At 41.2% G+C, this 26,311-nt stretch carries 24 protein-coding genes; 16 read left to right on the top strand and 8 right to left on the bottom strand.

Annotated features, from left to right (window positions below):
• Positions 1 to 43: 43 nt before the first annotated feature.
• The 4 genes from hslU to priA all read right to left on the bottom strand — a co-directional run bounded on the left by hslU (position 44) and on the right by priA (position 4,714).
• Positions 44 to 1,372 carry an ATP-dependent protease ATPase subunit HslU gene (hslU, locus tag CWB85_RS17665; RefSeq protein ID WP_016709546.1) on the bottom strand — a complete coding sequence of 443 codons (1,329 nt, stop codon included), beginning with the start codon at positions 1,370 to 1,372 and terminating at the stop codon, positions 44 to 46.
• An 11-nt stretch (positions 1,373 to 1,383) separates the two neighbouring features.
• The gene (hslV, locus tag CWB85_RS17660) at positions 1,384 to 1,902 is read right to left on the bottom strand and encodes an ATP-dependent protease subunit HslV (RefSeq protein ID WP_016709545.1); all 519 of its coding nucleotides are present in this window, start codon (positions 1,900 to 1,902) and stop codon (positions 1,384 to 1,386) included.
• Between the two features lie 80 nt (positions 1,903 to 1,982).
• On the bottom strand, positions 1,983 to 2,507 hold the full coding sequence (locus tag CWB85_RS17655) for an SPOR domain-containing protein (protein WP_138555586.1): 525 nt from the start codon (positions 2,505 to 2,507) through the stop codon (positions 1,983 to 1,985).
• A gap of 20 nt (positions 2,508 to 2,527) precedes the next feature.
• Positions 2,528 to 4,714 carry a primosomal protein N' gene (gene priA, locus CWB85_RS17650; protein WP_138555585.1) on the bottom strand — a complete coding sequence of 729 codons (2,187 nt, stop codon included), beginning with the start codon at positions 4,712 to 4,714 and terminating at the stop codon, positions 2,528 to 2,530.
• A 233-nt stretch (positions 4,715 to 4,947) separates the two neighbouring features.
• Here priA and rpmE point away from each other — a divergent pair, with 233 nt between their 5' ends.
• Both rpmE and CWB85_RS17640 read left to right on the top strand, forming a co-directional pair.
• Positions 4,948 to 5,160 carry a 50S ribosomal protein L31 gene (gene rpmE / locus CWB85_RS17645; protein ID WP_016709542.1) on the top strand — a complete coding sequence of 71 codons (213 nt, stop codon included), beginning with the start codon at positions 4,948 to 4,950 and terminating at the stop codon, positions 5,158 to 5,160.
• A gap of 574 nt (positions 5,161 to 5,734) precedes the next feature.
• Positions 5,735 to 6,976, top strand: coding sequence for a malic enzyme-like NAD(P)-binding protein (locus CWB85_RS17640; protein ID WP_138555584.1), 1,242 nt, complete (start codon positions 5,735 to 5,737; stop codon positions 6,974 to 6,976).
• 80 nt (positions 6,977 to 7,056) lie between these two features.
• Here the strand turns inward: CWB85_RS17640 and metJ are convergent, their stop codons facing one another.
• Positions 7,057 to 7,377, bottom strand: a complete 321-nt coding sequence (gene metJ / locus CWB85_RS17635; protein WP_016709540.1) for a met regulon transcriptional regulator MetJ — start codon at positions 7,375 to 7,377, stop codon at positions 7,057 to 7,059.
• A 234-nt stretch (positions 7,378 to 7,611) separates the two neighbouring features.
• Between metJ and metB the strand changes: the two genes are divergently transcribed.
• Positions 7,612 to 8,871, top strand: a complete 1,260-nt coding sequence (gene metB / locus CWB85_RS17630) for a cystathionine gamma-synthase (RefSeq protein ID WP_138555583.1) — start codon at positions 7,612 to 7,614, stop codon at positions 8,869 to 8,871.
• A gap of 5 nt (positions 8,872 to 8,876) precedes the next feature.
• Entirely contained in the window at positions 8,877 to 11,222 is a 2,346-nt protein-coding gene (metL, locus tag CWB85_RS17625; protein ID WP_138555582.1) for a bifunctional aspartate kinase/homoserine dehydrogenase II, read from the top strand.
• Positions 11,223 to 11,293: 71 nt separating this feature from the next.
• Here the strand turns inward: metL and CWB85_RS17620 are convergent, their stop codons facing one another.
• Positions 11,294 to 13,795 carry a penicillin-binding protein 1A gene (locus CWB85_RS17620; protein WP_138555581.1) on the bottom strand — a complete coding sequence of 834 codons (2,502 nt, stop codon included), beginning with the start codon at positions 13,793 to 13,795 and terminating at the stop codon, positions 11,294 to 11,296.
• A 132-nt stretch (positions 13,796 to 13,927) separates the two neighbouring features.
• Between CWB85_RS17620 and CWB85_RS17615 the strand changes: the two genes are divergently transcribed.
• The 9 genes from CWB85_RS17615 to CWB85_RS17575 all read left to right on the top strand — a co-directional run bounded on the left by CWB85_RS17615 (position 13,928) and on the right by CWB85_RS17575 (position 22,877).
• Positions 13,928 to 15,007, top strand: a complete 1,080-nt coding sequence (locus CWB85_RS17615) for a pilus assembly protein PilM (protein ID WP_016709536.1) — start codon at positions 13,928 to 13,930, stop codon at positions 15,005 to 15,007.
• Entirely contained in the window at positions 14,995 to 15,561 is a 567-nt protein-coding gene (locus CWB85_RS17610; protein WP_016709535.1) for a PilN domain-containing protein, read from the top strand. The genes CWB85_RS17615 and CWB85_RS17610 overlap by 13 nt, the downstream gene beginning before the upstream one ends.
• Positions 15,558 to 16,178, top strand: a complete 621-nt coding sequence (locus CWB85_RS17605; protein ID WP_016709534.1) for a type IV pilus inner membrane component PilO — start codon at positions 15,558 to 15,560, stop codon at positions 16,176 to 16,178. Before CWB85_RS17610 ends, CWB85_RS17605 begins: the two co-directional genes overlap by 4 nt.
• Positions 16,175 to 16,711 (top strand): pilus assembly protein PilP, encoded by a 537-nt coding sequence (locus tag CWB85_RS17600; protein WP_016709533.1) that lies wholly within the window; start codon positions 16,175 to 16,177, stop codon positions 16,709 to 16,711. Before CWB85_RS17605 ends, CWB85_RS17600 begins: the two co-directional genes overlap by 4 nt.
• Positions 16,698 to 18,782: a type IV pilus secretin PilQ gene (locus tag CWB85_RS17595; RefSeq protein WP_138555580.1), complete on the top strand. Its 2,085-nt coding sequence runs from the start codon at positions 16,698 to 16,700 to the stop codon at positions 18,780 to 18,782. The genes CWB85_RS17600 and CWB85_RS17595 overlap by 14 nt, the downstream gene beginning before the upstream one ends.
• A 184-nt stretch (positions 18,783 to 18,966) precedes the next feature.
• Positions 18,967 to 19,485 (top strand): shikimate kinase AroK, encoded by a 519-nt coding sequence (aroK, locus tag CWB85_RS17590; protein ID WP_016709531.1) that lies wholly within the window; start codon positions 18,967 to 18,969, stop codon positions 19,483 to 19,485.
• A gap of 25 nt (positions 19,486 to 19,510) precedes the next feature.
• Positions 19,511 to 20,581, top strand: coding sequence for a 3-dehydroquinate synthase (gene aroB, locus CWB85_RS17585; RefSeq protein ID WP_138555579.1), 1,071 nt, complete (start codon positions 19,511 to 19,513; stop codon positions 20,579 to 20,581).
• On the top strand, positions 20,581 to 21,972 hold the full coding sequence (locus CWB85_RS17580) for an AAA family ATPase (RefSeq protein ID WP_138555578.1): 1,392 nt from the start codon (positions 20,581 to 20,583) through the stop codon (positions 21,970 to 21,972). The genes aroB and CWB85_RS17580 overlap by 1 nt, the downstream gene beginning before the upstream one ends.
• A 53-nt stretch (positions 21,973 to 22,025) precedes the next feature.
• Positions 22,026 to 22,877 (top strand): Dam family site-specific DNA-(adenine-N6)-methyltransferase, encoded by an 852-nt coding sequence (locus CWB85_RS17575; protein ID WP_016709528.1) that lies wholly within the window; start codon positions 22,026 to 22,028, stop codon positions 22,875 to 22,877.
• Here the strand turns inward: CWB85_RS17575 and CWB85_RS17570 are convergent.
• Both CWB85_RS17570 and CWB85_RS17565 read right to left on the bottom strand, forming a co-directional pair.
• Positions 22,840 to 23,025 carry a DUF2970 domain-containing protein gene (locus CWB85_RS17570; protein ID WP_016709527.1) on the bottom strand — a complete coding sequence of 62 codons (186 nt, stop codon included), beginning with the start codon at positions 23,023 to 23,025 and terminating at the stop codon, positions 22,840 to 22,842. The genes CWB85_RS17575 and CWB85_RS17570 overlap by 38 nt on opposite strands.
• Positions 23,026 to 23,029: 4 nt before the next feature.
• A complete protein-coding gene (locus CWB85_RS17565) occupies positions 23,030 to 23,323 on the bottom strand; it encodes a hypothetical protein (protein WP_016709526.1) in 294 nt (97 codons plus the stop codon).
• Positions 23,324 to 23,655: 332 nt separating this feature from the next.
• Between CWB85_RS17565 and rpe the strand changes: the two genes are divergently transcribed.
• Genes rpe through trpS form a run of 3 tightly spaced genes read left to right on the top strand, consistent with a single transcriptional unit; the run spans position 23,656 to position 26,063 of the window.
• A complete protein-coding gene (gene rpe / locus CWB85_RS17560) occupies positions 23,656 to 24,339 on the top strand; it encodes a ribulose-phosphate 3-epimerase (RefSeq protein WP_016709525.1) in 684 nt (227 codons plus the stop codon).
• Positions 24,339 to 25,004 (top strand): HAD-IA family hydrolase, encoded by a 666-nt coding sequence (locus tag CWB85_RS17555; protein WP_016709524.1) that lies wholly within the window; start codon positions 24,339 to 24,341, stop codon positions 25,002 to 25,004. Before rpe ends, CWB85_RS17555 begins: the two co-directional genes overlap by 1 nt.
• Positions 25,005 to 25,058: 54 nt before the next feature.
• On the top strand, positions 25,059 to 26,063 hold the full coding sequence (gene trpS, locus CWB85_RS17550; protein ID WP_016709523.1) for a tryptophan--tRNA ligase: 1,005 nt from the start codon (positions 25,059 to 25,061) through the stop codon (positions 26,061 to 26,063).
• Positions 26,064 to 26,311 lie beyond the last annotated feature (248 nt).

Genomic DNA, 26,311 nt, shown 5'->3' with positions numbered 1-26,311 from the left:
AACCTAGAACCTAGAACCTAGGCCCTAGATCCTAGTTTTAAAATTAAAGAATAAAGCGGCTTAGGTCTTCATCTTCAACTAATGCGCCTAGGTGCTTCTCTACATAACTTGCATCAATTACGATATTGCTACCTGCTTGCTCTGAGGCGTCAAATGAAATCTCTTCCATTAGTTTTTCCATCACAGTATGCAGGCGACGAGCACCGATGTTTTCGGTTTTCTCATTTACTTGCCATGCTGCTTTTGCAATGCGTTCAATGGCATCGTCGCTAAATTCAACACTGACTTGCTCTGTTTTAAGAAGCGCATGTTGTTGCTCTGTCAATGAAGCATGTGGTTCTGTAAGGATGCGTTTAAAGTCATCAGCCGTGAGCGCTTCAAGCTCTACACGAATAGGTAGGCGGCCTTGTAGTTCTGGGATCATGTCTGATGGTTTTGCCATTTGGAATGCACCAGAGGCAATAAACAACATATGGTCGGTTTTTACCATACCGTGTTTAGTGCTAACCGTTGATCCTTCGATTAATGGGAGTAAATCACGTTGTACGCCTTCACGGCTTACGTCTGGGCCTGATGATTCACCGCGCTTACAGATTTTGTCTATCTCATCGATAAACACAATGCCGTTTTGTTCAGCAGCGAAGATGGCTTGCTCTTTTAGCTCTTCAGGGTTTACTAATTTTGCTGCTTCTTCTTCAACTAATAGTTTGAAGGCTTCTTTGATTTTTACTTTGCGCTTACTGCGTTTGTCACCAGACATATTTTGGAACATGCTTTGCAGCTGGTTGGTCATTTCTTCCATACCCGGTGGTGCCATGATCTCAACATTTGGTTGTGCTTGGGCTAAATCAATGTCGATTTCTTTGTCATCTAGTTGCCCTTCACGTAGTTTCTTACGGAATACTTGGCGTGTAGATGAGCCGTCTTCGCGTTTGCTTTCGCCAAAAGAATCTTTGGCTGGTGGCAATAGGGCGTCTAAAATGCGTTCTTCTGCGGCTTCTTCAGCGCGATGTTTGAACTTCTTAGTCTGCTGTTCGCGAGTCATTTTAATTGACACGTCAACTAAGTCACGAATGATGGTTTCAACTTCTTTACCAACATAGCCTACTTCGGTGAACTTTGTTGCTTCTACTTTAATGAAAGGGGCGTTAGCAAGTTTTGCTAAGCGACGAGCAATTTCAGTTTTACCTACACCTGTTGGGCCGATCATCAATATGTTCTTTGGTGTTACTTCTGTGCGAAGATCTTCATTAAGTTGCATGCGGCGCCAGCGGTTACGAAGTGCAATAGCCACTGCTTTTTTAGCTTTTGCTTGACCAATAATATGTTGATCAAGTTCATGAACGATTTCTCTGGGAGTCATATCAGACATAGCAGTTCCTATTACAATTCTTCGATGGTTTGGAAGTTATTTGTGAAGACACAAATATTGCCTGCGATGGTGAGGCTTTTTTCAACGATGTCGCGGGCGCTTAGATCGGTATTTTCAAGTAGAGCTGTTGCCGCTGATTGCGCAAAATTACCACCACTACCGATGGCAATTAGGTCGTTTTCAGGTTGCACAACATCCCCGTTACCGGTGATGATCAAAGATGCGGTGGAATCGGCCACTGCGAGTAGGGCTTCTAACTTTCGTAAGGCGCGATCGCTGCGCCAATCTTTGGCCATTTCAACAGCGGCTTTGGTCAAGTTGCCTTGATGCATTTCAAGTTTGCTTTCAAAACGTTCGAATAGGGTGAAGGCATCAGCAGTGCCGCCAGCGAAACCGGCGATCACTTTGCCATTATAAAGGCGTCGAACTTTGCGGGCATTGCCCTTCATTACGGTGTTACCAAGCGAAACTTGGCCATCGCCACCAATAACGACTTTATCGCCGCGACGTACACTTACAATAGTGGTCATGTTATTCCTCATCATCGAGCCGCAGGGGCAGCTCGTTAAAAACGATTGATGATGAGTTAATATGGGTTAATGGGTTAAAATCAAGTCCAATTCCAAATTCCACAGCCAGTTATTTTGCTGCGCTTGAGTTTATTTTTATCACTTTCGGCTAAACGTTTGGTTTTGTAAGGGCCTAAGCGTACTTTATACCAAACCCCATTAGTGCCCGTTGTTTCTCTAATTTCGGCGATGAGTCCGGCAAATGCTATTTTTGCTTTGAGAGTTTCGGCTTGGGCATGGGTTCTGAACGAGCCGCACTGCATTACATAGGGGCCTTTTTGTTCAATTTCTCTTACTTCAACTTGAATCTCATGTTCTTTGATTTCTTTAATAAATTCTGGCGGACGCGGCTTTGCTAGTTGTTCTTTTACTGTTGCCGATACTGGGTTTGCTTGTTGCTCAACTAATTTTGGATCGGCATTGGTTTTTACATACCATAAACCAAAGCTAAAACCCGCAACTAACAATACAACCACAAGCAGCAATAAAACCGGGAATGGTTTTTTTGGTGGCGGCTGTTTTTTACGGTTATTTGGTTTTTTATTTATAAAATCATGTTGTGCCATGGTTATGTGGACTTCTAACCTTAAATCATATCTATAGGATCTACATCTAAGCTCCATCGCACCTTTTGCGCTAATTTACTGGTACTTAAATAGTCGACCATTTGCGCGAGATATTGGTGTAATAGAGGGCGTTCGAGCGCTTGAATATGTAATTGAAAACGATATTTCCCTGCAATTCGCTCGAGTGGTGCAGGGATCGGCCCCAGCAATTGTATACCAGTTAGACTCTGAACTGGAACTAAATCCGTTAAAAAATCGACCACTTGCTTTATGTTGTGTCCTTCAGCGCGCACAATTGCCATATTAGTAATGGGAGGTAATTGTGCGTCATCACGCTCCTGTAATGCAAAGCGGGCAAAATCTTGGTAACCATTGTTGACTAAGTCTTGTAATAGCGGATGTTCAGGAAAATGCGTTTGTAATAAAACCTGCCCAGGTTCGCCACTGCGACCAGCACGTCCTGCAACTTGCGTAACCAGTTGTGCTAAATGCTCAGTGGCGCGAAAATCACAGGAATACAAGCCACCATCTACGTCGAGTATCAGTACAAGACTAACATCAGGAAAGTGATGGCCTTTAGCCAGCATTTGCGTGCCAACCAAAATACGTGCGCCACCTTGGTTTATGTCGTCTAAGGCTTTTTCTAAGCTGCCTTTACGGCGCGTTGAATCACGGTCGATCCGGCTAATTGGCGTGTCAGGAAATTCACTCGCTAAAAATTCTTCTATTTGCTCCGTGCCTTTTCCATTTGGAAATATTTGCGTACTGCCGCAGTCTGGGCACTGGTGTGGCACGCGTTCTTGCTCACCGCAATGGTGGCAAATCATCTGTCCAATCGCTTTATGGAACGTTGCACTGGTACTACAACGTGTACATTCACTAAGCCAGCCACATTCATGGCAGATCAAGGTTGGCGAAAAACCACGGCGGTTTAAAAATACCATCACTTGTTTGCCGCGCTTTAAATGCTGGCGAATCATTGCCAGGCTTCCGTGTGCTATACCTGCTTGATCAGGTTGGCCTTTCATATCCAGTAATTGAAATTGGTTATCGGTACTGGTTTGTGCGCGTTGCGTTAAGCTTAATAATTGATATTTATTGTTCAGCGCTTTATGTAAGGTTTCAAGTGCTGGGGTTGCTGAGCCTAAAATGAGTGGGATCTTATGTTGAAAAGCGCGATAGGCCGCAAGGTCACGAGCATGATAACGCAGGGTATCTTGTTGTTTAAAAGAGCTGTCGTGCTCCTCATCCACGATGATCATACCGAGTTTTAAAAACGGCAAAAAAATACTCGAGCGGGTACCAATCACTATGGCACAGCTGGCTTTTTCACAAAAACGCCACGTTTGTAAGCGCTCGTTATCGGTCAGTGCTGAATGCCATAACATAATAGGAGTATCAGGAAAGCGACGACGAAAACGATTCACCGTTTGTGGTGTCAGACCAATTTCAGGCACCAGTACTAATGCTTGTTCACCACGTTTTAAAACATCTTCAAGGCATTGTAAATAAACTTCGGTTTTACCACTGCCGGTTACGCCTTCGAGTAAAAAGCTATTAAACCCTTTAGCTTGATTAATTGTACTGCAGGCGACGGCTTGCTCTTTATTTAGTGTGGGCTTAGTGCCCACTGTGGGTATTTGTTGTTGCCATTGATTATCGTGCTCAATAGTTTGGCTGATCAGTTCTTTAGCCAGTAAGCTGTCGATGGTTTTTTTATTAAATCCCAGTGCTTTTAGTTCTGTTAAAGACGATTTACCTGATTCGGCTAATTGTTTTAGTAAGCTTAATTGGCTTTTAGCTTTTAAAGACGGCAGCTTGGCGCCTTTATCGGTCAGTGTCACCATATTGATACTGCTTTTATCTGGGCATAACCCTTGGCGTAGGGCACTAGGTAAAGCAATATGAATGGTTTCGCCTAATGGGTAGCAGTAGTAACGGGCGGTGAAACGCAATAATTCGAGATGTTGTGGCGAAAGAATCGGTTCATCGTCAATGACTTCAAACATGTCTTTGAGTTTGTCTGCGGGCACGTCACTGTGGTTTTTTAAAGCCAATACCACCGCAACTTTACGTTGATTGCCAAACGGTACCATAACACGGGCGCCCACCTGAGGCGGTGTTAATAAACCGCTAAGCTGCGCTGGGATGCGATAATCAAAAGTGCGCTGCAACGGAACTTTTATAGCAACTTCAACAAAACTCATAACAACCCAAACAGTAACTAGCAAGGAAGTTAATGTACTAAAATTACAGCTAAAAACCTAGCAGCTAATCTTTGCTTTAAAGTTTTTGGTTGTTTTATTAGCAAAAACGCTATTTAAAGCTTGTAGCAAGCGGGGTTGTTGCATAGAATACGCGTCCTAAATAATTTGTTTTAACGACGTATGGTACCAGACTTCGGGTTTGGAGAGCGATGCGGCCTTAACTAGAGGTTTCTATGAAAGAAGGTATTCACCCTAAGTACGAAGTAATTTCAGCAACTTGTTCATGCGGAAATAAATTCGAAACTAGTTCAACACTGTGTAAAGACATTCACTTAGACGTATGTTCTGCGTGTCACCCGTTTTACACTGGTAAGCAAAAAGTTTTAGACACTGGTGGCCGTGTTGATCGCTTCAACAAGCGTTTCGGTTCACTTAGCAGCAAGTAATTATTGTTGTTTTGTCGGAAAAAGCACCCTAGGGTGCTTTTTTTTATGCCTGTGGTTTATAAAAACAGCAGTCACTTAGCCTTTAAGCTTTGCTCATTTAGGGCGCCTCCTCAGATTCATTATGTTGTGACTATTTCCCACTTTTATATCCAGTATAGCGAGCAAATAACAGACAAATAGTGATTAATTCTTTATATTGAATCTACTGTTAAAACGTAACTTTGGATGCTTTTACCGATAAAATTAAAGTTTATGCAGCTAAATGTTGCTAACTTCTGAATTTTTAGCGCTATAGCTGTTATTGCTGATTTTTGCTTTCAATACTCACTTAATAAGCATTTTTAGTTAGGTATTTTGATGCTTTATAATTATTTTTTAGGCAAAAAAAACAGGTATTTTGCAAAATTTGCCGACAAAACGCATAAAATTAACGGATATAGCATATAACAGGATAGACCTGATATTGCTTGAATTAAATTATAATATAGGTATCGTTCCTTAATAGGTGTCGTTCCCTATAAGAACTGCTTACTCTCACTTTCAACTTAATTTACTTGCAGGATAAAATCGCGTTATGTCAGATTTTCGTGAACAAGCTTTACATTACCATTCGCACCCCGTTCCAGGAAAGATCAGTATCGAGCTTACTAAGCCGGCTGAAACAGTCCAAGATCTCGCTTTAGCATATAGCCCTGGTGTTGCTGAACCTGTACGTGAAATCGCTGCTGATCCTGCTAATGCCTATAAATACACGGGTAAAGGCAATATGGTTGCGGTTATCACTAACGGTACTGCCATCTTAGGTTTAGGTAACTTAGGGCCATTGGCGTCGAAACCCGTTATGGAAGGGAAAGCGTTATTATTTAAACGTTTTGCTGGCCTTGATTCGATTGATATTGAAGTAAAGCACAACACCACAGAAGACTTTATCAATACCGTTGCTAATATTGCCGATACGTTTGGTGGTATCAACTTAGAAGATATCAAAGCGCCTGAGTGTTTTGAAATCGAAAAAGCATTAATTGAACGTTGTAGCATCCCAGTATTTCATGATGATCAACACGGTACCGCGATTGTGACCGCAGCAGGTATGATTAATGCGTTAGAAGTGCAAGGTAAAGATATTGAAGATGCGATTATCGTGTGTTTAGGTGCAGGGGCCGCAGCAGTTGCCTGCATGGAGCTACTCATTAAGTGTGGTGCATTGCGCGAACATATTTATATGCTCGATCGTAAAGGGGTTATTCATACTCGTCGTGATGACTTAAACGAATATAAGCAGCTATTTGCTAACAATACTGATAAACGTACCTTGCAAGATGTGATTGCAGATGCTGACGTGTTTGTTGGGGTGTCTGGGCCAAATCTATTAGCGCCAGAAGATCTTAAATTGATGGCTGATAAACCTGTGGTATTTGCTTGCTCAAACCCAGATCCAGAAATATCACCTGAGCTTGCTCACAGCGCTCGCAATGATTTAATTATGGCGACGGGTCGCTCTGATTATCCAAATCAAGTAAACAACGTATTGTGTTTCCCATTTATTTTTCGTGGTGCACTAGATGTACGCGCTAGCAAAATAAATGATGAAATGAAAATTGCGGCGGTTGATGCTATTCGTAGCATTGCTAAAGAGCCAGTCCCTGTAGAAGTATTAAAAGCCGCAGGTGTTGATAAGCTTGAGTTTGGCCCTGAGTACATCATTCCAAAACCAATGGATCCGCGTTTATTACCGCGTATCGCTAAAGCGGTCGCACAGGCGGCTATTGATTCTGGTGTCGCACGTATTGATATGCCTGAAAATTATATGGCTTAGATCGGAACATACAATAAAAAACCTCAGTACCGTTAAGTCGCTGAGGTTTTTTTGTATTTAATTCCTGAAGTATATTATTTTTAATCTTCGTTGAGTACAGGCACTTCTAAGCCCATTTCAAGCATGATTTTCTTCACTTCTTCAGGGACTTTCTCTGGATTATCTTTACGTAAGTCTTCATCGTTTGGCAATGGTTGGCCAGTAAACGCATGTAAAAACGCTTCACAAAGTAGTTCGCTATTGGTTGCGTGACGAAGGTTATTAATTTGACGGCGAGTACGCTCATCAGTTAAAACTTTTAATACATTAAGCGGGATCGAAACGGTGATCTTTTTAACTTGTTCTGATTTTTTCCCGTGTTCTGCGTATGGGTGAATATACTCACCATTCCATTTAGCCATAGGATGTGTCGTTGCCTCAGGTTGTTAATTGTTTGCGCGGCCTTTTGCGCACAAAGATGCCGAAATTCTATCGTTTTAAATAAGATAGTCAAATACTAGTTATTTAGCCATCTAGCAACATAAATGTTTTTACTGCCGTACTTGCACCTAAAACAGCATAAATGCTTTGACTTCTTAAATCCGATCCTCTAACCTTTTGGACGTCTAAACATCCATTTAATTGTAGGTGACGTTATGAGTCAAAAGAATAAAGCGACCATTGCAGTGCGTAATGGCATTGATGCAGATAAACATCACGGTGCTGTTGTGCCTCCCATTCATTTATCGACCACCTACTCATTTGCCGATTTTGATACCAAGCGTCAATATGATTACGGCCGCAGCGGTAATCCAAATCGTGACATTTTAGCTGAAACCCTAGCAAAGCTTGAAGGCGGTGCAAAGGGTATAATCACTGCAACAGGTATGGCTGCAGTGCATTTGGCCACACAACTACTGAGTAGCGATGATACCCTAGTGATCCCACATGATTGTTATGGTGGCAGTTATCGCTTATTTACTTCACTTGAAAAGCGTGGCTTATTAAAGTTAGTAGTTTTAGATTTAACTAAATCTGAAAACCATCAAAAAATTCTTGAGATAAAACCAAAGCTTATTTGGATTGAAACGCCAAGCAATCCAATTTTACGCTTAACAGATATTAAAGCGATCACCACAATTGCGAAGCAGTGTGGCGCATTAGTTGGCGCAGATAACACCTTTTTATCACCAGCATTACAAAACCCAATTGAGTTTGGTGTTGATATTGTGGTGCATTCGACGACTAAATATATCAATGGTCACTCTGATGTTGTAGGCGGTGCTGTGATTGCAGCAACCCAAGAGCTTGGCGATGAACTTGCTTGGTGGGCTAATAATATTGGTATTACAGGGGCGCCGTTTGATAGCTACTTAACTTTACGTGGCCTGCGTACTTTAAATGTTCGTTTGCGCCAGCACCAAGAGAATGCCTTTATTATTGCCGAGTATTTAGAAAACTCACCTTACGTGAGCCAAGTCTATTACCCAGGTCTTGAGTCTCACCCGCAACATGAGTTGGCAAAACAGCAACAACGTGGCTTTGGTGGTATGGTAAGCTTTGATATTAAAGGTGATATTAATGATGCAGCGGCATTTCTAACTAGCCTAGAAGAGTTCAGTTTGGCGGAATCGCTCGGTGGCGTAGAGAGTTTAATTTGTCATCCTGCAACCATGACCCATGCAGGAATGGAAGCGAATGCACGGTTAGCCGCTGGCGTAGGCGATACGCTGATCCGTATTTCGGTTGGTATTGAAGATGCCAAAGATTTGGTTGCTGATTTAGAACGCGTATTTAATAAGGTGAAACCTGGGCAAGGTCAGCACACAACGGCTGCAACATCGGTTTCTCAACAACAAGATCAAGAGCAATCAAGCTCATTTAAGCTGACTCCAGCACATACGGCTTTGTGGTAATAGAAATGGTAAATATAGTTCATAAATTTGGTGGTTCTAGTTTAAGTTCGGCAGAGCGTTATCAGGCCGTTGCTAATATTATTTTAGCGCATACTGAGGCGGGTGACTGTGTGGTGGTTTCTGCCGCAGGAAAAACCACCAATACGTTAGTTAAACTGTGGCAAAGCTACCAACAAGGTGATCAGCAAGCGGTTAGTGATATTTTACTACAACTTGATAATCATCAACGTACATTGATTGAGCAATTACTAAGCCCTACAGCGCGATATGCTGCATTAAATATACTTGAGCAAGAGTTGGCCTTAATAGCACAACAAGCGCAACAGCAAAGCTTACAGGAAGCTGCATTACTTGCTCATGGTGAAGTATGGTCGGCACGGCTATTAGCAACCTATTTGCAGCAACTTGGCCTTGCTGCAAATGATGTGGATGCACGGCAATTATTTACCTTAAATGATGGGCAATTATTACATCAAAAAAATCAACAAGCGTGTGCGCAGTTAATTTCGGCCAATAGCATTAATGTGGTTACAGGCTTTATTGCCGCCGATTGCCAAGCAAATACGGTAACACTTGGGCGTAATGGCAGTGATTACAGTGCAACTTTATTGGGGAGTTATTGTAATGCTCAACAAGTGTCAATTTGGACCGATACCCAAGGGGTTTTTAGTACTGATCCGCGTAAAGTTAAAAAAGCGATTAAGTACTCAAAGGTATGTCGTGGCCAAGCTAACCTGCTCGCCCGTTTAGGCAACCCTGTATTACATGCGAAAACACTTTCGCCATTAAAAAATACTGATATTAAATTAGTGGTCCGTAGCAGCTATGAAACAGAAGCCAGTGCCACGGAAATTGTTAAAGAAGGCTACAGTAAAGCGAAGCGTTTTATTACTACCTTAGAAAATATTGATTTACTGCGCATTGATCAGTTACGTGGTGGAGAAATTGGTGAATTAAGTCAACTTATTCAACATAGTTTGCATCACTTTATAGAAAATGGAGATACCTATTTATTGGTGCCAGCTAGCGCTACTCATCAAGTGGTCAGTCATTTGCAAGGTCGCGCTAATATTATTGAATCTAATTTACATGGTTGCGCCGTTGTCGCGCCAAGTAATGATGTGGCGCAACTATTTGAACAAGCAACTCAAGTGCTTACTGAGCAAAGCTTAACGCCACGTTTTAGCCACCAAGATGCAGACTATATTTTGTTGTTAACCGATCAATCAATTGATAGTGATGTATTAACCTTATTGCACGATAAATTGATCAACAAAGGTCAGGAGCTGGCTATTATTGTGGCGGGATTAGGCAATGTTGGCGAAGTGTTTATTGAGCAACTGAGTCAGCAACTGAATCGTTTGCAACACCATTTTAGCGTTAAATTGGTTGGTTTGTTACGCTCACGGGCAATGTTGTTTAGCCCAAGTGGTATTGCGCTAGAGCAGTGGCAATCACAGTGGCAAAACGAAGCGATTGATTATCAACAGGATGACTTATTAACGCGTATTAGTGAACTTGATTACGAACATAAAGTGGTGATTGATATTACCGCCAGTGAAGCATTTAGTGAGTTATATCCTGCGTTTGTAAATTTAGATTGTCATTTGATCAGCGCTAATAAATACGCCGGCACGGCCAATAATGATTGGTATCAAAACTTACGCCGTAATTTAGCTGAGCGTAATTTGTTATGGCGCTATAACACCAGCGTTGGTGCTGGTTTACCAATTAACTTTGCATTAGCTGATCTACAAAACAGTGGTGATAGCATTACCCACATTGAAGGGGTATTCTCGGGCACGCTTTCGTGGTTGTGCAGTCGTTATGATGGCAGTGTGCCGTTTTCAGATTTAGTACTGCAAGCGCAACAAATGGGATACACCGAGCCTGATCCTCGTGAAGACTTATCAGGGCGAGATATGCAGCGTAAGCTACTAATTTTAGCTCGTGAATTAGGTTTAACGTTGGAGCTAGACGACATTGCTTTAACGCCGTTAATGCCTGAGCAATTAGCGCAAGGTGATTGGCAATCTTTCCTTGATAACAAGCAGTTGCTTGATGACTTTATTGCTGAAAAAGCCGCTGATGCCGCTAAAGATAATAAAGTACTGCGTTATACCGGCGCGCTGACAATTGCCGAAGGCAAAGTAACCGCTAAAGTGGGATTGGCATACGCAACTCAAGGGGATGCCTTAGCTAACTTGACTCCTGGCGACAATATTTTTGTGATCAACAGCCAGTGGTATAGTGATAATGCCTTGGTGATCCAAGGCCCTGGTGCTGGTAAAGAAGTGACCGCCGCGGGCGTACATTCTGATTTATATTGGTTAATACAAAATCTAAAATAATCGAGATCATCAATGATAAAAAAGCGCCAGTCGGCGCTTTTTTACGTAGTTACGATTTTATATTGCGACGATTAAAACAGCTCTTCTTCTGTTTTAGTTTCTTCTTCAAAGACATTTTCCACATGTTGCATTACATACTTGGTTGGCGAGGTGCCTTTTTCAAAGTATTCAAAGCGACTGGTGTAATCATTTTTTTGACTCAGTAAACCGGTTGCTAAATCGATTCTTACCGACACGAGTCCTTCTGGTGGCTCAATCGGCGCTTCAGGTTTACCGTCGAGGGCAACACGCATAAAATCAACCCAAGCTGGCTGCGCTGTTTTGGCACCAGACTCCGCGCCGGATATTTGGCTTTTATCCATGTTGTTATTATAGGTTGAACGGCCAAGTGGGTTACCTGGGTTATCAAAGCCTACCCAAACTGAAGTCATCACATTGCGGTTAAAGCCACTAAACCAGGTATCAACAGAGTCATTGGTAGTCCCTGTTTTGCCTGAAAGGTCACGACGATCCAGCGCTTGCGCACGCCAGCCAGTACCACTCCAGCCGGTTTTATGTGCCCAGCTACCACCACCCCATATTGCGCTGTGCATTGCATCAGCAATTAAAAATGCATTTTGTTTCGAGATAATACGAGGTGCACAATGAGTCATCGATGCTTCTTGGCTGCTTTGAGGCTCAGTTGTTAACTCAAATTGTTCATTAGTTAACTGAGGTGCTACAGGATCACAAGCTAACAGTGGTGCTGTTTTAAATAATACATTACCTGCTGAATCTTGAATTTCATTAATGAAATACGGGGTGATCAAGTGGCCGCCATTGGCAAATGCACTCATACCACGAGCAAGCTCAAGCGGTGTAATTGACGCACTACCGAGTGCTAATGATTCACTTCGATTAATATCGCTATCTTGAAAGCCAAACTTTAATAAGTGATCAGCGGTGCGGTGTAAGCCAACGCCACGCAATAAGCGCACCGAAATAACGTTTTTCGACTGTGCCAATGCGCGACGAATACGGATCGGACCATTGTAAACTGCTGGGCTATTTTTTGGACGCCATGCCACGCCTAAGCTTTTATCCCATTGATTGATTGGTGCATCATTTAAAATAGAGGCTAAGGTATACCCATTGTTTAGCGCCGCAGAGTAAATAAATGGCTTAATATTAGAGCCCACTTGACGCTTCGCTTGGACGGCACGGTTATATTGACTTTGCTCAAAACTATAGCCGCCGACAATTGCTTTAATACGACCATCGTTAGGATCTAATGAAACTAATGCACTGGATGCTTCAGGCAATTGGCTAAGTAGATAGCTGCCATCGTCATTTTTACGCAACAGTATTTGCTCGCCTGGATTGAGTATGTCGCCAGCAGTTTTTGGTGGAAACCCTTGGCGATAGCGAGTGATATATTTACGCGCCCATTTCAGGTTGTTCCAATCAAGAGTAGCTTGCTCGCCATTTTTTAATAATACAGTTGCGCTTTGCTCGCTCACTTCAAGCACGGCGGCAGCTAATAATGGGCCGATTTCTTTTACTGGCCTTAGCTTTTCTAAAATGTCGCTATGGCTTAAAGCGGTTTGTGTTTCAAAATCCCATAACTGTTGCTCAGGGCCGCGGTAGCCATGGCGCATATCATACGCATGCAAGTTATTGACGAGGGCAGTTTGTGCCGCTGCCTGTACGTCAGATTCAACACTGGTAAAAACCTTAAAGCCGGTATTATAAGCTCGTTCGTAGCCGTATCGGGCCACCATTTCAGCGCGTACCATTTCTGAAATATAAGGTGCATACAGCTCGATTTCAGCCCCATGAAACTTAGCAGTAATAGGAGCGTTGGTAGCTTCATCATACTCGGCTCTAGAGATATATTTTTCATCTAGCATACGACCCAATACTACATTACGTCGCGCTTTGGCACGGATTGGGTTTCTAATTGGGTTTAATGCCGACGGCGCTTTAGGTAAGCCTGCTATCATCGCCATTTGCGCTAAATTTAATTCGTTTAGGTTTTTCCCGTAATAGACTTGTGCTGCGGCGCCGATGCCGAAAGCGCGATTACCTAATTCTATTTTATTTAGGTATAAAGCAAGTATTTCATCTTTGCTGAGTAAATTTTCGATATGCAGTGCGATAAAAATTTCTTTGACCTTACGAATGTAGGCTTTTTCTCGTGTTAAGAAAAAGTTACGGGCTAGCTGCATGGTAATAGTACTTGCGCCTTGTTTTTTCTCTCCCGTTGAAATTAATACGAGCGCTGAACGCAAAATACCTATAGGATCTATGCCTATATGGTCATAAAAACGATTGTCTTCAGTGGCTAATATAGCATCTATAAGCGGTTGCGGTATCTCATCGATGGTCACTGGAATACGGCGTTTTTCACCGAACTGGTTGATTAATAAACCATCTTTAGAAAATACTTGCATAGGAGTTTGTAATTGCACGTCTTTTAAAACTTGCACACTGGGGATATCAGATTTAACGTAATAATAAAGGCTTACTAAAGTAATGAGCCCCAAAAACGTGCAAATGATAAAAAATTGTAAAGTTCGTTTTAATAAAATCACTTATATTTTCCCTAAATGGACTCCCAATTAGAATCGGAGACTGCTAGTATATATTGATTAAAAAATGAATAGTATTTTTTCATATAAAAATTATAACTTGTTTATTCTTAAAACAAAGGCCAAGTTGCAAACATGCTAAGTCAACTATTGAGTAAGTCTTCATCGATGATGGTAGGGATAGATATCGGTTCACATGCTATAAAAGCAGTGTTACTGAATGAAACGGACAGTGGCTACCGGCTTGAGGCGTTAGCAATAGAGCCTATGCCAAAAGGCACTATGGCTGAGCGCAGTATTCAAGATATTGAGGCAATTGGTAATATTATTACTAAGCTAAAACGTAAATTGCCTAAGTCAATTAAGTCTGCTGCGGTTGCTGTGTCTGGGCAAACAGTGATCACAAAAGTGATTTTTATGGATGTTACGCTCACTGATGCAGAACTAGAGTCGCAAATAGCCATTGAGGCAGACAGTCTTATTCCTTATCCGTTAGACGAAGTTAGCCTAGACTTTGAAAAATTAAGTACAAATGAAGCTGATCCATCAAAAATGAATGTGTTGTTATCAGCAGCGCGTACTGAAAGTGTGGAAGCCCGCGTAGGTGCGTTAGAGTCAGCCGGTTTAACTGCGAAAGTGGTTGATGTGGAAAGCTATGCTTTGAGCCGCACTATGGATGTTTATTATCAACAATTACCGAGTGACGCATTTAACAAATGTGTGGCGGTCGTTGATATTGGCGCAGTGCTGATGTTGGTTAGTGTGGTCCTCGGTGGTGAAACAATTTATACCCGAGATCAAGTATTTGGTGGCGACCAATACACTAACAGTATTGTGGCCTATTATAATAAAAGCTTTGATGAAGCTGAGATTGGTAAAACAACGGGGGATTTACCCCCTAATTATACTTTTGAAGTACTGGCGCCGTTTCAAACGTCATTGTTACAACAAGTACGCCGTGCAGTGCAGATGTTTTTAACTACGAGTGGCAAAGATCAAATTGATTATATTGTACTTACTGGCGGTACTGCGATGATAGATGGCTTAGATAGGCTGCTAATTGAAGAGCTTGGTATTCACACTATAGTGGCAGAACCGTTTGCAAATATGGATATTTCCCCGCATGTGGATCGCAATGTGTTACAGCGTCACCGTACTCAATTTGCAATAGCGACGGGTTTGGCATTAAGGAGCTTTTCATCATGCCACATATAAATCTACTGCCGTGGCGTGAACAGCAACGAAAACAATCACAAACTAAATTTGCCACTATTTTGTTTTTAGTGGTACTTGGTAGTTTTATGAGTATGTATTTATTAAGTACTTATTACGGTAACTTGCGTGATGGGCAAAATATCAAAAACAATTATCTTACAGCTGAAATTAGCCAGTTAGATCGCCGCATTAGCGAAATTCGTGAATTAGATAAAAAGAAAGAAAACCTACAACAACGCATGCGTTTAATTGAAGAACTACAAAGCAGCCGTAACTTGGGCACCCAAATCATGGATGAAGTAGCCAAAATAGTACCGACTGGTGTTTACTTAACTAAGTTAGAGCGCCGTGGCAGTGCGATACATGTGGTCGGCCGAAGTGAATCTAACAACCATCTTTCAAATATGCTTCGTGAAGTACAAAACTCTTACTTGCTCGAAAAGCCCACCATGCAAGGTATTGTTGCTGGGGAAAAATCGTCACGCTTATTAAGTGATTTTAATATGGAATTTTATGTAAAAGCGTTTGATAAAATTGGCGAGGTTAAGCAATGAACCTTGATATCAAAGCATTAACTGAGATTGAATGGAACGAAATTGAGCTTGAGAATATTGGTGATTGGCCAATTGTAGTTAAAGTTATTTGCTGTACTTTTGTTGCCGCATTAGTGCTGTTTTTTAGCTATAGCTTATTAGTTTCAGATGAAATTGATAGTTACCACAATGCGGTTAGTAAGGAAGTTGAATTACGCAGCACCTACCGTGCAAAGTATGCAGTAGCCAGTAACTTAGAGATCTATCGCCAACAGATGGTTGAGATGGAAGAGAAATTCTCTTTACTACTAAAACGCTTACCCACTTCTAATGAGACGCCGGGCTTACTCGATGATTTATCGTACGTAGGTACCACCAGTGGTCTAACTTTTCTTAAAATTGGCTGGTTACCTGAAGTTGAAAAAGAGTTTTATACTGAATTACCGATCAAAATTGAAGTGATAGGCAGTTATCATGAGTTTGGTGATTTTGTTGGTAAAGTAGCGCAATTGCCACGTATTGTCAGCTTGCATGATTTTTCAATTAATAGTTCGGATTCCGGTAAGTTGACATTTAGTGTGGTCGCTAAAACTTACCGCTATGAAGGCGGCGTGAAGAAAGTAGGAGCTAAAAAATGAAAAAATTAGCTTTTGTTTTACTCAGCAGTGCTTTGCTCAGTGCATGTAACGATGACACCTCTGAGCAAAAAGAGTTTATTGACCAAGTAAAAGCCAGTACAACGCCTAAAGTTGAGGAAATTCCGAAACTGACAAAATTTGAACATTTTGAATACAATGCACAGCAATTGCGTAGTCCTTTTGTTGCGCCACAACCCGAAATTATTCAAAATAACATGATCCAAGTAAAAAATTGCTTACACCCTGATCCTGAACGTCCACGCGAGGTATTAGAAAAGTATCCATTGGATAATTTAGCGATGAAGGGCACCTTAGGATCGGATGGACAAACGTGGGCATTAATAAAAGCAGCGGATGACACCTTGCACCGAGTCACTGTGGGCAATCATGTTGGTTTGTACCATGGCGTTGTACAGCAAGTAAAAAGTGATTATATAGAATTGTTAGAATTAATTCCCGATGGGTCTGGTTGTTGGAAAGAGCGCCTGACAAAGCTTGAAATGTTAGAGGCGAGCTCCAATGGCACTAGTTGAAAATAAAAAAGGTAAAATTAAAATGCATAAGGGAGTATCGTGGAGTAATCGCATTCAACAGGCTTTGTTTGTTGTTATTGCCCTTTTTATCACGCAATCAGCAATAGCGACACCGCTGCTGTATGACATTCGTTATAACCCACTCATGGCTGGAGAAACACAGTTACAGCTAGTCTTTGATGAAGAGTTGACGACAGAGCCAAAGGTTCAGGTTTTCAATAACCCTGCCCGCATTGAAATGCGTTTTAACGCAGCCGATGTTGAGCAAGGTTTGGCCGATGTAGCAATTAATCAAGCTGGCATTGAAAATGTGAGTAGTGTGACTACGGATGGTACTTTAATCGTTACTGTGCACTTAGAGCGTTTAAAAATTTACCAAACATCTGTTAATAATAACCTTGTTTCATTACATGTATCTGATAACCCACTCACAGCACAAGCGGGTAATAACACAACTCAAGCTGAGGCGAGTCATTATATAAATTCAATTCAGTCGATTGATTTTCGTCGTGGTGAAAAAGGTGAAGCGCGAGTATTAGTATTTTTACAAGATACCCAAGCTGCGATTGATGTGCATGAAAGTGGTGGGAAAATAATTGCTGAGTTTCACCATACCGATATTTTAGATGACTTATTGTATGAACTAGATGTGCTCGACTTTGGCACAGTAGTGAGTTCAATTGAGACATTTAAAGAAGAGAATATGAGTCGGGTGGTAATAAGCCCTAATAGCGCGTTTAAATTTACTTATCAGCAAATAGAAAATATTTTAACTTTAACAGTTGAAAAAGATGACTCACAGCGTTCTTACCTAGAAGGTGGCAAAGAGTACCAAGGTCGCCCTATGACCTTAAACTTCCAAGACATTTCTGTTCGTGCGGTATTGCAGATAATTGCCGGTTATAACGACTTTAACTTAGTAACCAGTGACTCAGTCAATGGTAACATCACTTTGCGTTTAGACGGTGTGCCGTGGGATCAAGCACTTGACGTGGTATTGCGTGTTAAAGGCCTTGATAAACGCATGGATGGATCTATTTTAATGGTGGCACCTTCTGAGGAACTGGCGGCTCGTGAAGCTAAAGAGCTTAAGGCCAAGCAGCAAGTTGAAGATTTAGAGCCGCTTTACAGTGAATACATTCGTTTGAATTATGCAAAAGCGGAAGAGTTTGCTGATTTACTAAAAACAGATACTAACAGCATCATTAGCGTACGTGGTAGCGTGTCAGTTGATAGACGTACCAATACCTTACTGATTAAAGATACTGCAAAAAGTATTGAAAGTGTGCGCCGTATGGTTGAGACCCTAGACATAGCAGTACGACAAGTTGTTATTGAAGCACGAATGGTGACTGTACGCGACAACGTGAAAGAGGATCTCGGTGTACGTTGGGGCTTTAGCGATCAACAAGGTACTGATGGTATCTCGGGGACACTAGAAGGCGCGAACACGATTTCTAACGGCACTATTCCAAGTATTTCTGATCGCCTTAATGTTAACTTGCCAATTACCGGGGCTGCTGGCAGCATTGGGATGCACGTTGCTAAGTTAGCTAATGGTACGTTACTTGATTTAGAGTTAACGGCGTTGGAAGAGGAAAACCGCGGTGAGATTATTGCGAGTCCGCGGATCACTACCGCTAATCAGAAAAAAGCACGTATTGAGCAAGGTACTGAGATCCCGTACGTTGAATCTGCTTCAAGTGGGGCAACCACGGTAAGCTTTAAAAAGGCTGTGTTAAGTCTTGAAGTTACACCGCATATTACCCCAGATAATAAAGTGATTCTGGACTTGATCATTACTCAAGATACCCGAGGTGATACAGTGCAAACAGGAACAGGACCTGCTGTTGCAATTGATACCCAAGAAATTCAAACCCAAGTTTTGGTTGAGAATGGTCAAACAGTGGTACTTGGTGGTATATTCCAGCAGCAAATCATTAACTCAGTTAAAAAAGTACCATTATTAGGTGATGTTCCTTACCTAGGAGTGCTGTTTAGAAGCACAAGTGAGTTTAATGAAAAGAAGGAATTGCTGATTTTCGTTACTCCGAAAATCCAAATAGAGTAATTTTCACTGATTTATTCTTACACAACGGGCAATTATTGACTTTAATTGCTCGTTAATTGGCTTTTTGTTCTAATTGACTTGAAATACCCAATCAATTACTGAGATAATCCCCTCCTTAATTTTGGGGCCAGGTCGTTAGGCGGGGTTTTATTTCAAATTTTAGAGTTCGTTTGTACTAAAAGATATGGCTGAAAAACGTAATATATTTCTAGTTGGCCCTATGGGGGCTGGCAAAAGCACAATTGGTCGTCACATTGCAGACCAATTGCACCTTGAATTCGTCGATTCTGATCAAGAAATCGAACGCCGCACTGGTGCTGATATTGCCTGGGTGTTTGATCTTGAAGGTGAAGAAGGCTTTCGACTTCGTGAAGAATCTGTCATTGGCGACCTAACTGAAATGCAAGGTATTGTACTTGCAACAGGTGGTGGCTCAGTGATGAGTAAAGAAGTACGAAATAAGCTTTCGGCTCGTGGTATCGTGGTATACCTTGAGACACCAATCGAAAAGCAAGTTGCACGTACGCAGCGCGACAAGCGTCGCCCATTACTGCAAACAGAAGAAGCACCTCGTGATGTTTTAGAGCGCTTAGCTGAAGAACGCGAACCGCTGTATAAAGAAGTGGCTGATTTTACTGTACGCACTGATGAGCAAAGCGCTAAAGTTGTTGCTAATCAAATCATTGAGAAATTAGATTTTTAAATACCAATAAGAAAGGATACTAGCAATGCTTGAATTAACAGTTAATTTAGACGAGCGAAGTTATCCTATTTATATTGGAAAATCTGCACTTCAACAGACTGACAGGCTACGTCATCATATTGGTGATTGTCGGCCTATCATTATCACTAATGACACCATTGCACCTTTATACCTAAGTGATGCAATGGCGTTGTTAGCTGATTTAAATCCACTAAGTTTTATTATTCCTGATGGTGAGCAATATAAATCACTGGAATGGTTTGAGAAAATTTCAGCATTTTTACTTGAAAACAACTGCGGTAGAGATACCTGTTTAATTGCCTTAGGTGGCGGTGTTGTTGGTGATCTAACCGGTTTTGTGGCGGCTTGCTATCAACGCGGCGTACCATTTATTCAAGTACCTACTACATTGCTATCACAAGTTGACTCTTCTGTTGGTGGAAAAACGGCAGTTAATCATCCTTTAGGTAAAAACATGATAGGGGCGTTTTATCAGCCTCAAGCGGTTTTTATCGATACGCAATCACTGCATACACTCCCTGCTCGTGAGTTTGCAGCTGGTATGGCTGAAGTTATTAAATATGGCTTAATTTACGATACTGAGTTATTTAGTTTTCTTGAAACTAACATCGCGCAGTTACAGGCTTTGGATGAAGAAACTATCCAGCACGTGATCTTCCGTTGTTGTGAAATTAAAGCTCTGATCGTTGCTCAAGATGAAAAAGAAGCGGGCCTACGTGCTTTGCTGAATTTAGGGCATACATTTGCACACGCTATTGAAGCGCAAATGGGTTATGGGCAATGGTTACATGGTGAAGCGGTGGCAACCGGCATGGTATTAGCTGCAAAACTTGCACATACTCGTGGTGATTTAACTGTGGAACAAGTATCAAGAATTGTGACATTAATTGCACAGTACAACCTACCGTGTGATATTCCTGATGTGATGAACAGCGAACACTTTTTACATCACATGCGTAAAGATAAAAAGAATAAAAAAGGTACAATTCGTTTTATTCTTCCTACTGAGTTTGGCCAATGTGCGCTGGTTGATGACGTCTCTGATCAACAGGTTAGAGATTTAATAGGGCGCTAATGCAATCGCAAATCTTACCTAGCCGTGCGGCTTTGGTTGATCGGATTGCCCTGCAGTTTGAATATGGGCAAAATCTCATTGTCTTATTAGGCCCTTCAGGGCTTGGTAAAAGTTACCTTCTAGAAACCTTTATCACTGATAAATATAGTGATTTTAATAAATCATTTGTGCAGTTACATGCCCGCATGACAGATAGCCAGTTAATGTCTGAACTACTTGAACAAAGCTTTCGCTCGCCATTGATTGATCAAAATCTAAGTTTGTCAGAGAACTTTTACCAATTAGCAAAACAGCAAGACTGTGGCTCTTGCTTGTGGGTGCTAGATGGTGGTCGGCATTTGTCTGAAGAAATGGTGCAAGAACTAACAATACTTGCTCAGCACAGCCCAACAACGCTTTATATTTTATTGGCATCGCAATCGGTAGGGCAATTTAATAAAGCCGTTGAACTTCATTTAGAGCCCTTGTCTATTGCTGAAAGTAAGCAGTTAATGCAGTGTTATTTTCCTGATTTACCATATGATGAAGATCCTGTTTTTCAAACCTTTTTGCAAGAAGCGCATGGTAACCCGAGCCTATTATTAGCATGGCAGCCTACGCAACATACTGCAAAAGTAGCAGTAGCAGATAAAGTATCTTGGCGTTTACACTTGATTGCGCTGTTGGTAATTATAATGCTGTTGATCATTGGTTTTTTATATCAATCGGATATGACCCGTTGGTGGCAAGATTTTTATCAGCAACAACCAGACAGTTCGGTGTCGACAGCCATTCCAGTGGCCACCTTAAAGCAACCAGTTGCAGAGCCTGCATTAGCAACGAGTTCTTCAGCAGTAAACCTTACTGATGCTGAATTAGCCGAGCAACAAACTCAGTCAGAACAGGGAGAGCAGTCGAAGGAAAATCCTTCTCAAGACAACCTTGAACAGAAAAAACCTGCCCAAGACAGCTTAACTAAAGAAAGTTTAGATAAAGAGAACAATGTTGCGGCAATATTAGATAGTTTAGCGCCTGCAGCAGAGCCAGTTGATGTTATTGCGAGTCTAGCCGATGATGTTGACTCGAAAGCGAGTCGCGCAGCAGATTTGCCAGTTGATAATGGCTGGTATTTACAGCAGGCCGATGAGCAGCTTGTGATCCAGCTACTAGCGGTAACTCAACAGGCCGTTGCCGAGCAGTATGTGGTTGAGCAAGGCTTGCAGTCACTTGCTAAAGTTTACCAGACAAGGCGAAATGGCAAAGTGTGGTGGCTAGTCACTTATGGTAGCTATGATAATTTAAAAAGTGCGCAACAGGCGTTATCGAACTTATCTGAAACAGTGCGTAAAAATAAGCCATTTTATAAAAAAATCAGTAAAATAAAACAAGAAATCGCGTTACTAGATCAGTAAACTTACTTTGATTAGTGTAAAATCGCGGCACACCAGTTTGAAGTAAAGAGCCGATGCAGAAAAAGACCAGAGCCTTCCTTAAATGGGCTGGCGGAAAATACAGCTTAGTTGAAGATATTAGCACGCGCTTAAATGAAGCGAGTAAGCATGCTGATACCTTAGTTGAACCGTTTGTTGGCGCTGGTTCGGTATTTTTAAATACCGATTTTAAACATTACATCCTCAATGATATTAATGCTGATCTAATCAATCTTTATAACGAACTAAAAAACTCACCTGATGAATTCATTAGTGACGCTAAAAAGTTATTTGTTGATTTAAATAATCAAGCTGACGCGTATTACGATTACCGCGTACAGTTTAATCAAAGTAATGATATTTATGAGCGAGCTATTTTATTTTTATACATGAATCGCCATGGTTACAATGGCTTATGTCGTTATAACTTGAAAGGCATTTTTAATGTGCCATTTGGTAAGTATAAGCGTCCTTACTTTCCAGAAAATGAAATGTATATTTTTGCCGAGAAAGCACAACAAGCCACATTTACTTGTTTAGGCTATGATGACGTATTTAAATTAGTTCCAGATAATGCGGTGATCTATTGTGATCCTCCGTATGTCCCTTTGAGCAAAACGGCTTCGTTTACCTCGTATGCTAAAGGTGGTTTTAATTTAGATGATCAGGCCAATTTAGCAAATTTAGCAGAGCAGGCTGCATTTGAAAATAAAACGCCTGTATTGATCTCAAACCACGATACGGTCTGGACTCGCAAAATTTATAGCCAAGCGAGCTTGGCAGAAATTCAAGTTAAACGCACGATTAGCCCTAAAGGTGGCTCGCGTAACAAAGTAAATGAGTTAATGGCTATGTATTTAGCACCCAAGTCACCACGCCATAAATAGCGGCAACAAAAAGAGTAAATAATATAACTGCGATGATGATAATACTCAGTGGCGAGTGTTGTTTGAAGTCAGAACGGCGTTTGTTTTCAGACTGCACGCCGAAGAATGCTGCAATAACGCTTTGCATAGCACTCAGCAGCTGTTGCATTTAATTAAAACCGCGGACTAAGTGAACGCGCTTTTTTTGGTTCATCTGAGCTAGTTAGTAACTCAAGTAAATCTAAATAATGGAACTGTGCACTACGGCTTTCACCGGTGAGCCATGACATCCAACTTGATTCTTGTTCGACTTTCATGCATTGGGTAGCATTATTAATAGTGAGGTGTCCAGAGCTACATTGGCAATCGTTTGCTGCCATAAAGGCATCATCACTTTTTGAAAAATAGCTTATAGAAGCGATAGTTATAGCAGCCGCAGTTAAGATCCCGATTTTAAAAGCACGCATTTGACTAAATCCATAATAATGTAACTCATTAGAGCATACATAAAAAATGCTCAAATAACAAACTTAATTTACCCTTAATAAATATAAATTTTTAATAAAATTAAACGCTTAAGGTAAAAATAATGTTTAAATTTAGTTGCTTGAAATTTAACCGTTGCATTTAATTGAATAGAGTTAAAGCTTAAATTTATGGGTTGTTTCGCTCATTATTGAATGTCGTACAATATATTGCAGATTTATTTTCCCGCCTTCAGGTTATTTGTTACATTAGGCGTATCAAGGCTTTATAAATCAGCTTAGTTGCATTTATGAATACACTCTAAGGATTGTTTATGTTAGAAACACTACAAAAGTATCTGATTGCTCCCTCTATTTTATCTGCTGATTTTGCGCGCTTGGGCGAAGATGTTGAGCGTGTCTTAGACTCAGGTGCAGATGTAGTGCATTTTGATGTCATGGATAATCACTATGTACCAAATCTAACAATTGGCCCTATGGTCTGCAAAGCGCTACGTGATTATGGCATCACAGCGCCTATTGATGTGCATTTAATGGTTAAACCTGTCGATAGTTTAATTCCGCAATTTGCAGAGGCTGGTGCGTCAATTATTACCTTTCACCCAGAAGCGAGTGAACATATTGATCGTACTTTACAGTTGATCAAAGACCATGGTTGCCAAGCTGGCTTAGTATTTAATCCCGCAACGAGCTTAAGCTATTTAGAACACGTGATTGATAAACTTGATGTGATTTTACTGATGTCGGTAAACCCAGGGTTTGGTGGTCAGAGCTTTATTCCCCATACTTTGGAGAAACTTCGTCAAGCGCGAAAAATTATAGATGACTCAGGTCGTGCAATACGCTTGGAGGTGGACGGCGGGATTAAAGTCGACAATATAGCCGCTGCGGCTCAAGCTGGCGCGGACATGTTTGTAGCAGGTTCCGCAATCTTTAATCAGCCAAATTATAAAGCAGTGATAGAGCAAATGCGTGAACAGTTAAAAGGTGTTAAGTAATGAAGTACGAGGTTGCTTTATTTGATTTAGATGGCACTTTAGTTGATAGCGTTTATGACTTATATATCGCTATGAATCTGACCTTATCTGACTTGGCTTTTCCTATTGTTAGTCAGCGCTTGGTGGAAAGCTGGGTCGGCAATGGCATTGAAACTTTGGTAAAACGGGGTTTAAGTGGTGATATGCAAGTGAGTGAGCATTTAGACGCTGTACTTGCTGACAAAGCAATTACGTTGTTTTACGGTCATTATGGACAAATTGTTGGTGAATACAGTGTGTTGTATCAACACGTAGAAACTGGCCTTGCGGCATTACGTGGAGTACCAAAAGCGTTGATCACTAATAAAGCGCGATGCTTCACAGAAAAACTATTAGATAAACTCGCATTAACAAGTCACTTTGAAGTGATAGTTTGTGGTGACGACATGGCTAAAAAGCCATCCCCTGAGCCGCTTTTATTTGCTTGTCAGCAATTAAATGTAGCTGTTAGCCAGGCAATAATGATAGGTGATTCAAAAAGTGATATTTTAGCTGCTCAAGCTGCCAATATTGATGTAATTGCGTTAAGTTATGGCTATAACCAAGGTGAAAACCTCAGTGATTATAATCCGCAGTACCTCTGTGATACATTCTTAGATATAATACCTGTGCTTAGCCAAAGGTAAGCGCTTGCATTTTTAATTTTAGTATTTTTTATTTTAGTAATATAAAGGAACATCATGAGTAAACCAGTAGTGTTAAGTGGCATGCAGCCAACCGGTGGGATGACAATAGGCAACTATGTTGGTGCTATTAACCAGTGGGTAAAGCTACAGGAAGAATATGATAGTCACTTTATGTTAGCCGATTTACACGCCATTACCGTACGCCAAGACCCTGAATTGTTAAGAGCGCGCGTGTTAGATGGTATTGCTTTATACGTAGCGTGTGGAATTAACCCTGAAAAAGCTGCACTATTTGTGCAATCACAAGTGCCTGAACATGCTCAATTAGGTTGGGTATTAAACTGTTATGCACAAATGGGTGAGCTGAACCGCATGACCCAATTTAAAGACAAGTCAGCCAAGAATACTAATAACGTCAATGTGGGCTTGTTTGCTTACCCGGTACTGCAAGCGGCAGATATTCTTCTTTATCAAGCGGCACAAGTGCCAGTGGGGGATGACCAAAAGCAACACTTAGAGCTTACTCGTGATATCGCAACGCGTTTTAATAACGTTTATGGCGAAGTGTTCACTATTCCTGAACCTTACATTCCTGAGTTTGGTGCACGCGTAATGAGCTTGCAAGATCCGCTGAAGAAAATGTCTAAATCAGATGAAAACCCAAATGGTTTTATCATGATGTTAGATGAGCCGAAAAAGATTGAGAAAAAGCTGAAAAAAGCAGTAACTGATTCAGACGAGCAGGCACGTATTTATTTTGATCGTACTGAAAAACCAGGTGTATCAAATTTATTAACGCTAATGTCAGTAGCCACTAAACGTTCAATTGAAGAGTTAGTGCCTGAATACGAAGATAAAATGTATGGTCATCTGAAAAAAGATACGGCCGATGCAGTGGTGAGCATGATTGAACCAATTCAAGCGCGTTTTAAAGAAATTCGTGAAGATCAAACTATGCTTGATACCATCATGAGAACCGGCGCTGAAAAAGCCAGTGCACGCGCTGAGGTGACCTTAAAATCGGTTTACGAGGCATTAGGCTTCATACCTCGCCCATAATTTAGCTTTAGTTTGCAAAAAGCCGCTTTCGAATAATATTCTAAAGCGGTTTTTTACTTTTAAAGTGTGGCTGTTGTACTAATACCAATCGACTTAAATATTTAACCATTCTAGCGAGCTAAATAAAGCGCTAACTGCGTTATAAATTTTTCATGTAGAACAACTACATGTCAAAATTTACGCCTTGTTATCACTTCATTTATCTGTCGCTATAAATGGTCAGTAACTTAACACGATTGGTATAAAAT

Origin of the sequence: Pseudoalteromonas sp. S1727, assembly GCF_005886375.1 — a bacterium.
Lineage (GTDB): Bacteria > Pseudomonadota > Gammaproteobacteria > Enterobacterales > Alteromonadaceae > Pseudoalteromonas > Pseudoalteromonas haloplanktis.
Note: the sequence above shows the minus strand (reverse complement) of the source record. Positions and strands in the feature narration are given on the sequence as shown.

Excerpts from the sequence above, each read along its gene's own strand:
- rpmE (WP_016709542.1), top strand. The coding sequence starts at position 4,948 with ATGAAAGAAGGTATTCACCCTAAGTACGAAGTAATTTCAGCAACTTGT.
- CWB85_RS17575 (WP_016709528.1), top strand. The coding sequence starts at position 22,026 with ATGCAGAAAAAGACCAGAGCCTTCCTTAAATGGGCTGGCGGAAAATAC.
- CWB85_RS17580 (WP_138555578.1), top strand. The coding sequence starts at position 20,581 with ATGCAATCGCAAATCTTACCTAGCCGTGCGGCTTTGGTTGATCGGATT.
- rpe (WP_016709525.1), top strand. The coding sequence starts at position 23,656 with ATGTTAGAAACACTACAAAAGTATCTGATTGCTCCCTCTATTTTATCT.
- metJ (WP_016709540.1), bottom strand. The coding sequence starts at position 7,377 with ATGGCTAAATGGAATGGTGAGTATATTCACCCATACGCAGAACACGGG.
- CWB85_RS17595 (WP_138555580.1), top strand. The coding sequence starts at position 16,698 with ATGGCACTAGTTGAAAATAAAAAAGGTAAAATTAAAATGCATAAGGGA.
- trpS (WP_016709523.1), top strand. The coding sequence starts at position 25,059 with ATGAGTAAACCAGTAGTGTTAAGTGGCATGCAGCCAACCGGTGGGATG.
- CWB85_RS17610 (WP_016709535.1), top strand. The coding sequence starts at position 14,995 with ATGCCACATATAAATCTACTGCCGTGGCGTGAACAGCAACGAAAACAA.
- priA (WP_138555585.1), bottom strand. The coding sequence starts at position 4,714 with ATGAGTTTTGTTGAAGTTGCTATAAAAGTTCCGTTGCAGCGCACTTTT.
- aroB (WP_138555579.1), top strand. The coding sequence starts at position 19,511 with ATGCTTGAATTAACAGTTAATTTAGACGAGCGAAGTTATCCTATTTAT.
- hslU (WP_016709546.1), bottom strand. The coding sequence starts at position 1,372 with ATGTCTGATATGACTCCCAGAGAAATCGTTCATGAACTTGATCAACAT.
- CWB85_RS17605 (WP_016709534.1), top strand. The coding sequence starts at position 15,558 with ATGAACCTTGATATCAAAGCATTAACTGAGATTGAATGGAACGAAATT.
- CWB85_RS17570 (WP_016709527.1), bottom strand. The coding sequence starts at position 23,025 with ATGCAACAGCTGCTGAGTGCTATGCAAAGCGTTATTGCAGCATTCTTC.
- CWB85_RS17615 (WP_016709536.1), top strand. The coding sequence starts at position 13,928 with ATGCTAAGTCAACTATTGAGTAAGTCTTCATCGATGATGGTAGGGATA.
- hslV (WP_016709545.1), bottom strand. The coding sequence starts at position 1,902 with ATGACCACTATTGTAAGTGTACGTCGCGGCGATAAAGTCGTTATTGGT.
- metL (WP_138555582.1), top strand. The coding sequence starts at position 8,877 with ATGGTAAATATAGTTCATAAATTTGGTGGTTCTAGTTTAAGTTCGGCA.
- metB (WP_138555583.1), top strand. The coding sequence starts at position 7,612 with ATGAGTCAAAAGAATAAAGCGACCATTGCAGTGCGTAATGGCATTGAT.
- aroK (WP_016709531.1), top strand. The coding sequence starts at position 18,967 with ATGGCTGAAAAACGTAATATATTTCTAGTTGGCCCTATGGGGGCTGGC.
- CWB85_RS17555 (WP_016709524.1), top strand. The coding sequence starts at position 24,339 with ATGAAGTACGAGGTTGCTTTATTTGATTTAGATGGCACTTTAGTTGAT.
- CWB85_RS17655 (WP_138555586.1), bottom strand. The coding sequence starts at position 2,507 with ATGGCACAACATGATTTTATAAATAAAAAACCAAATAACCGTAAAAAA.
- CWB85_RS17600 (WP_016709533.1), top strand. The coding sequence starts at position 16,175 with ATGAAAAAATTAGCTTTTGTTTTACTCAGCAGTGCTTTGCTCAGTGCA.
- CWB85_RS17640 (WP_138555584.1), top strand. The coding sequence starts at position 5,735 with ATGTCAGATTTTCGTGAACAAGCTTTACATTACCATTCGCACCCCGTT.
- CWB85_RS17565 (WP_016709526.1), bottom strand. The coding sequence starts at position 23,323 with ATGCGTGCTTTTAAAATCGGGATCTTAACTGCGGCTGCTATAACTATC.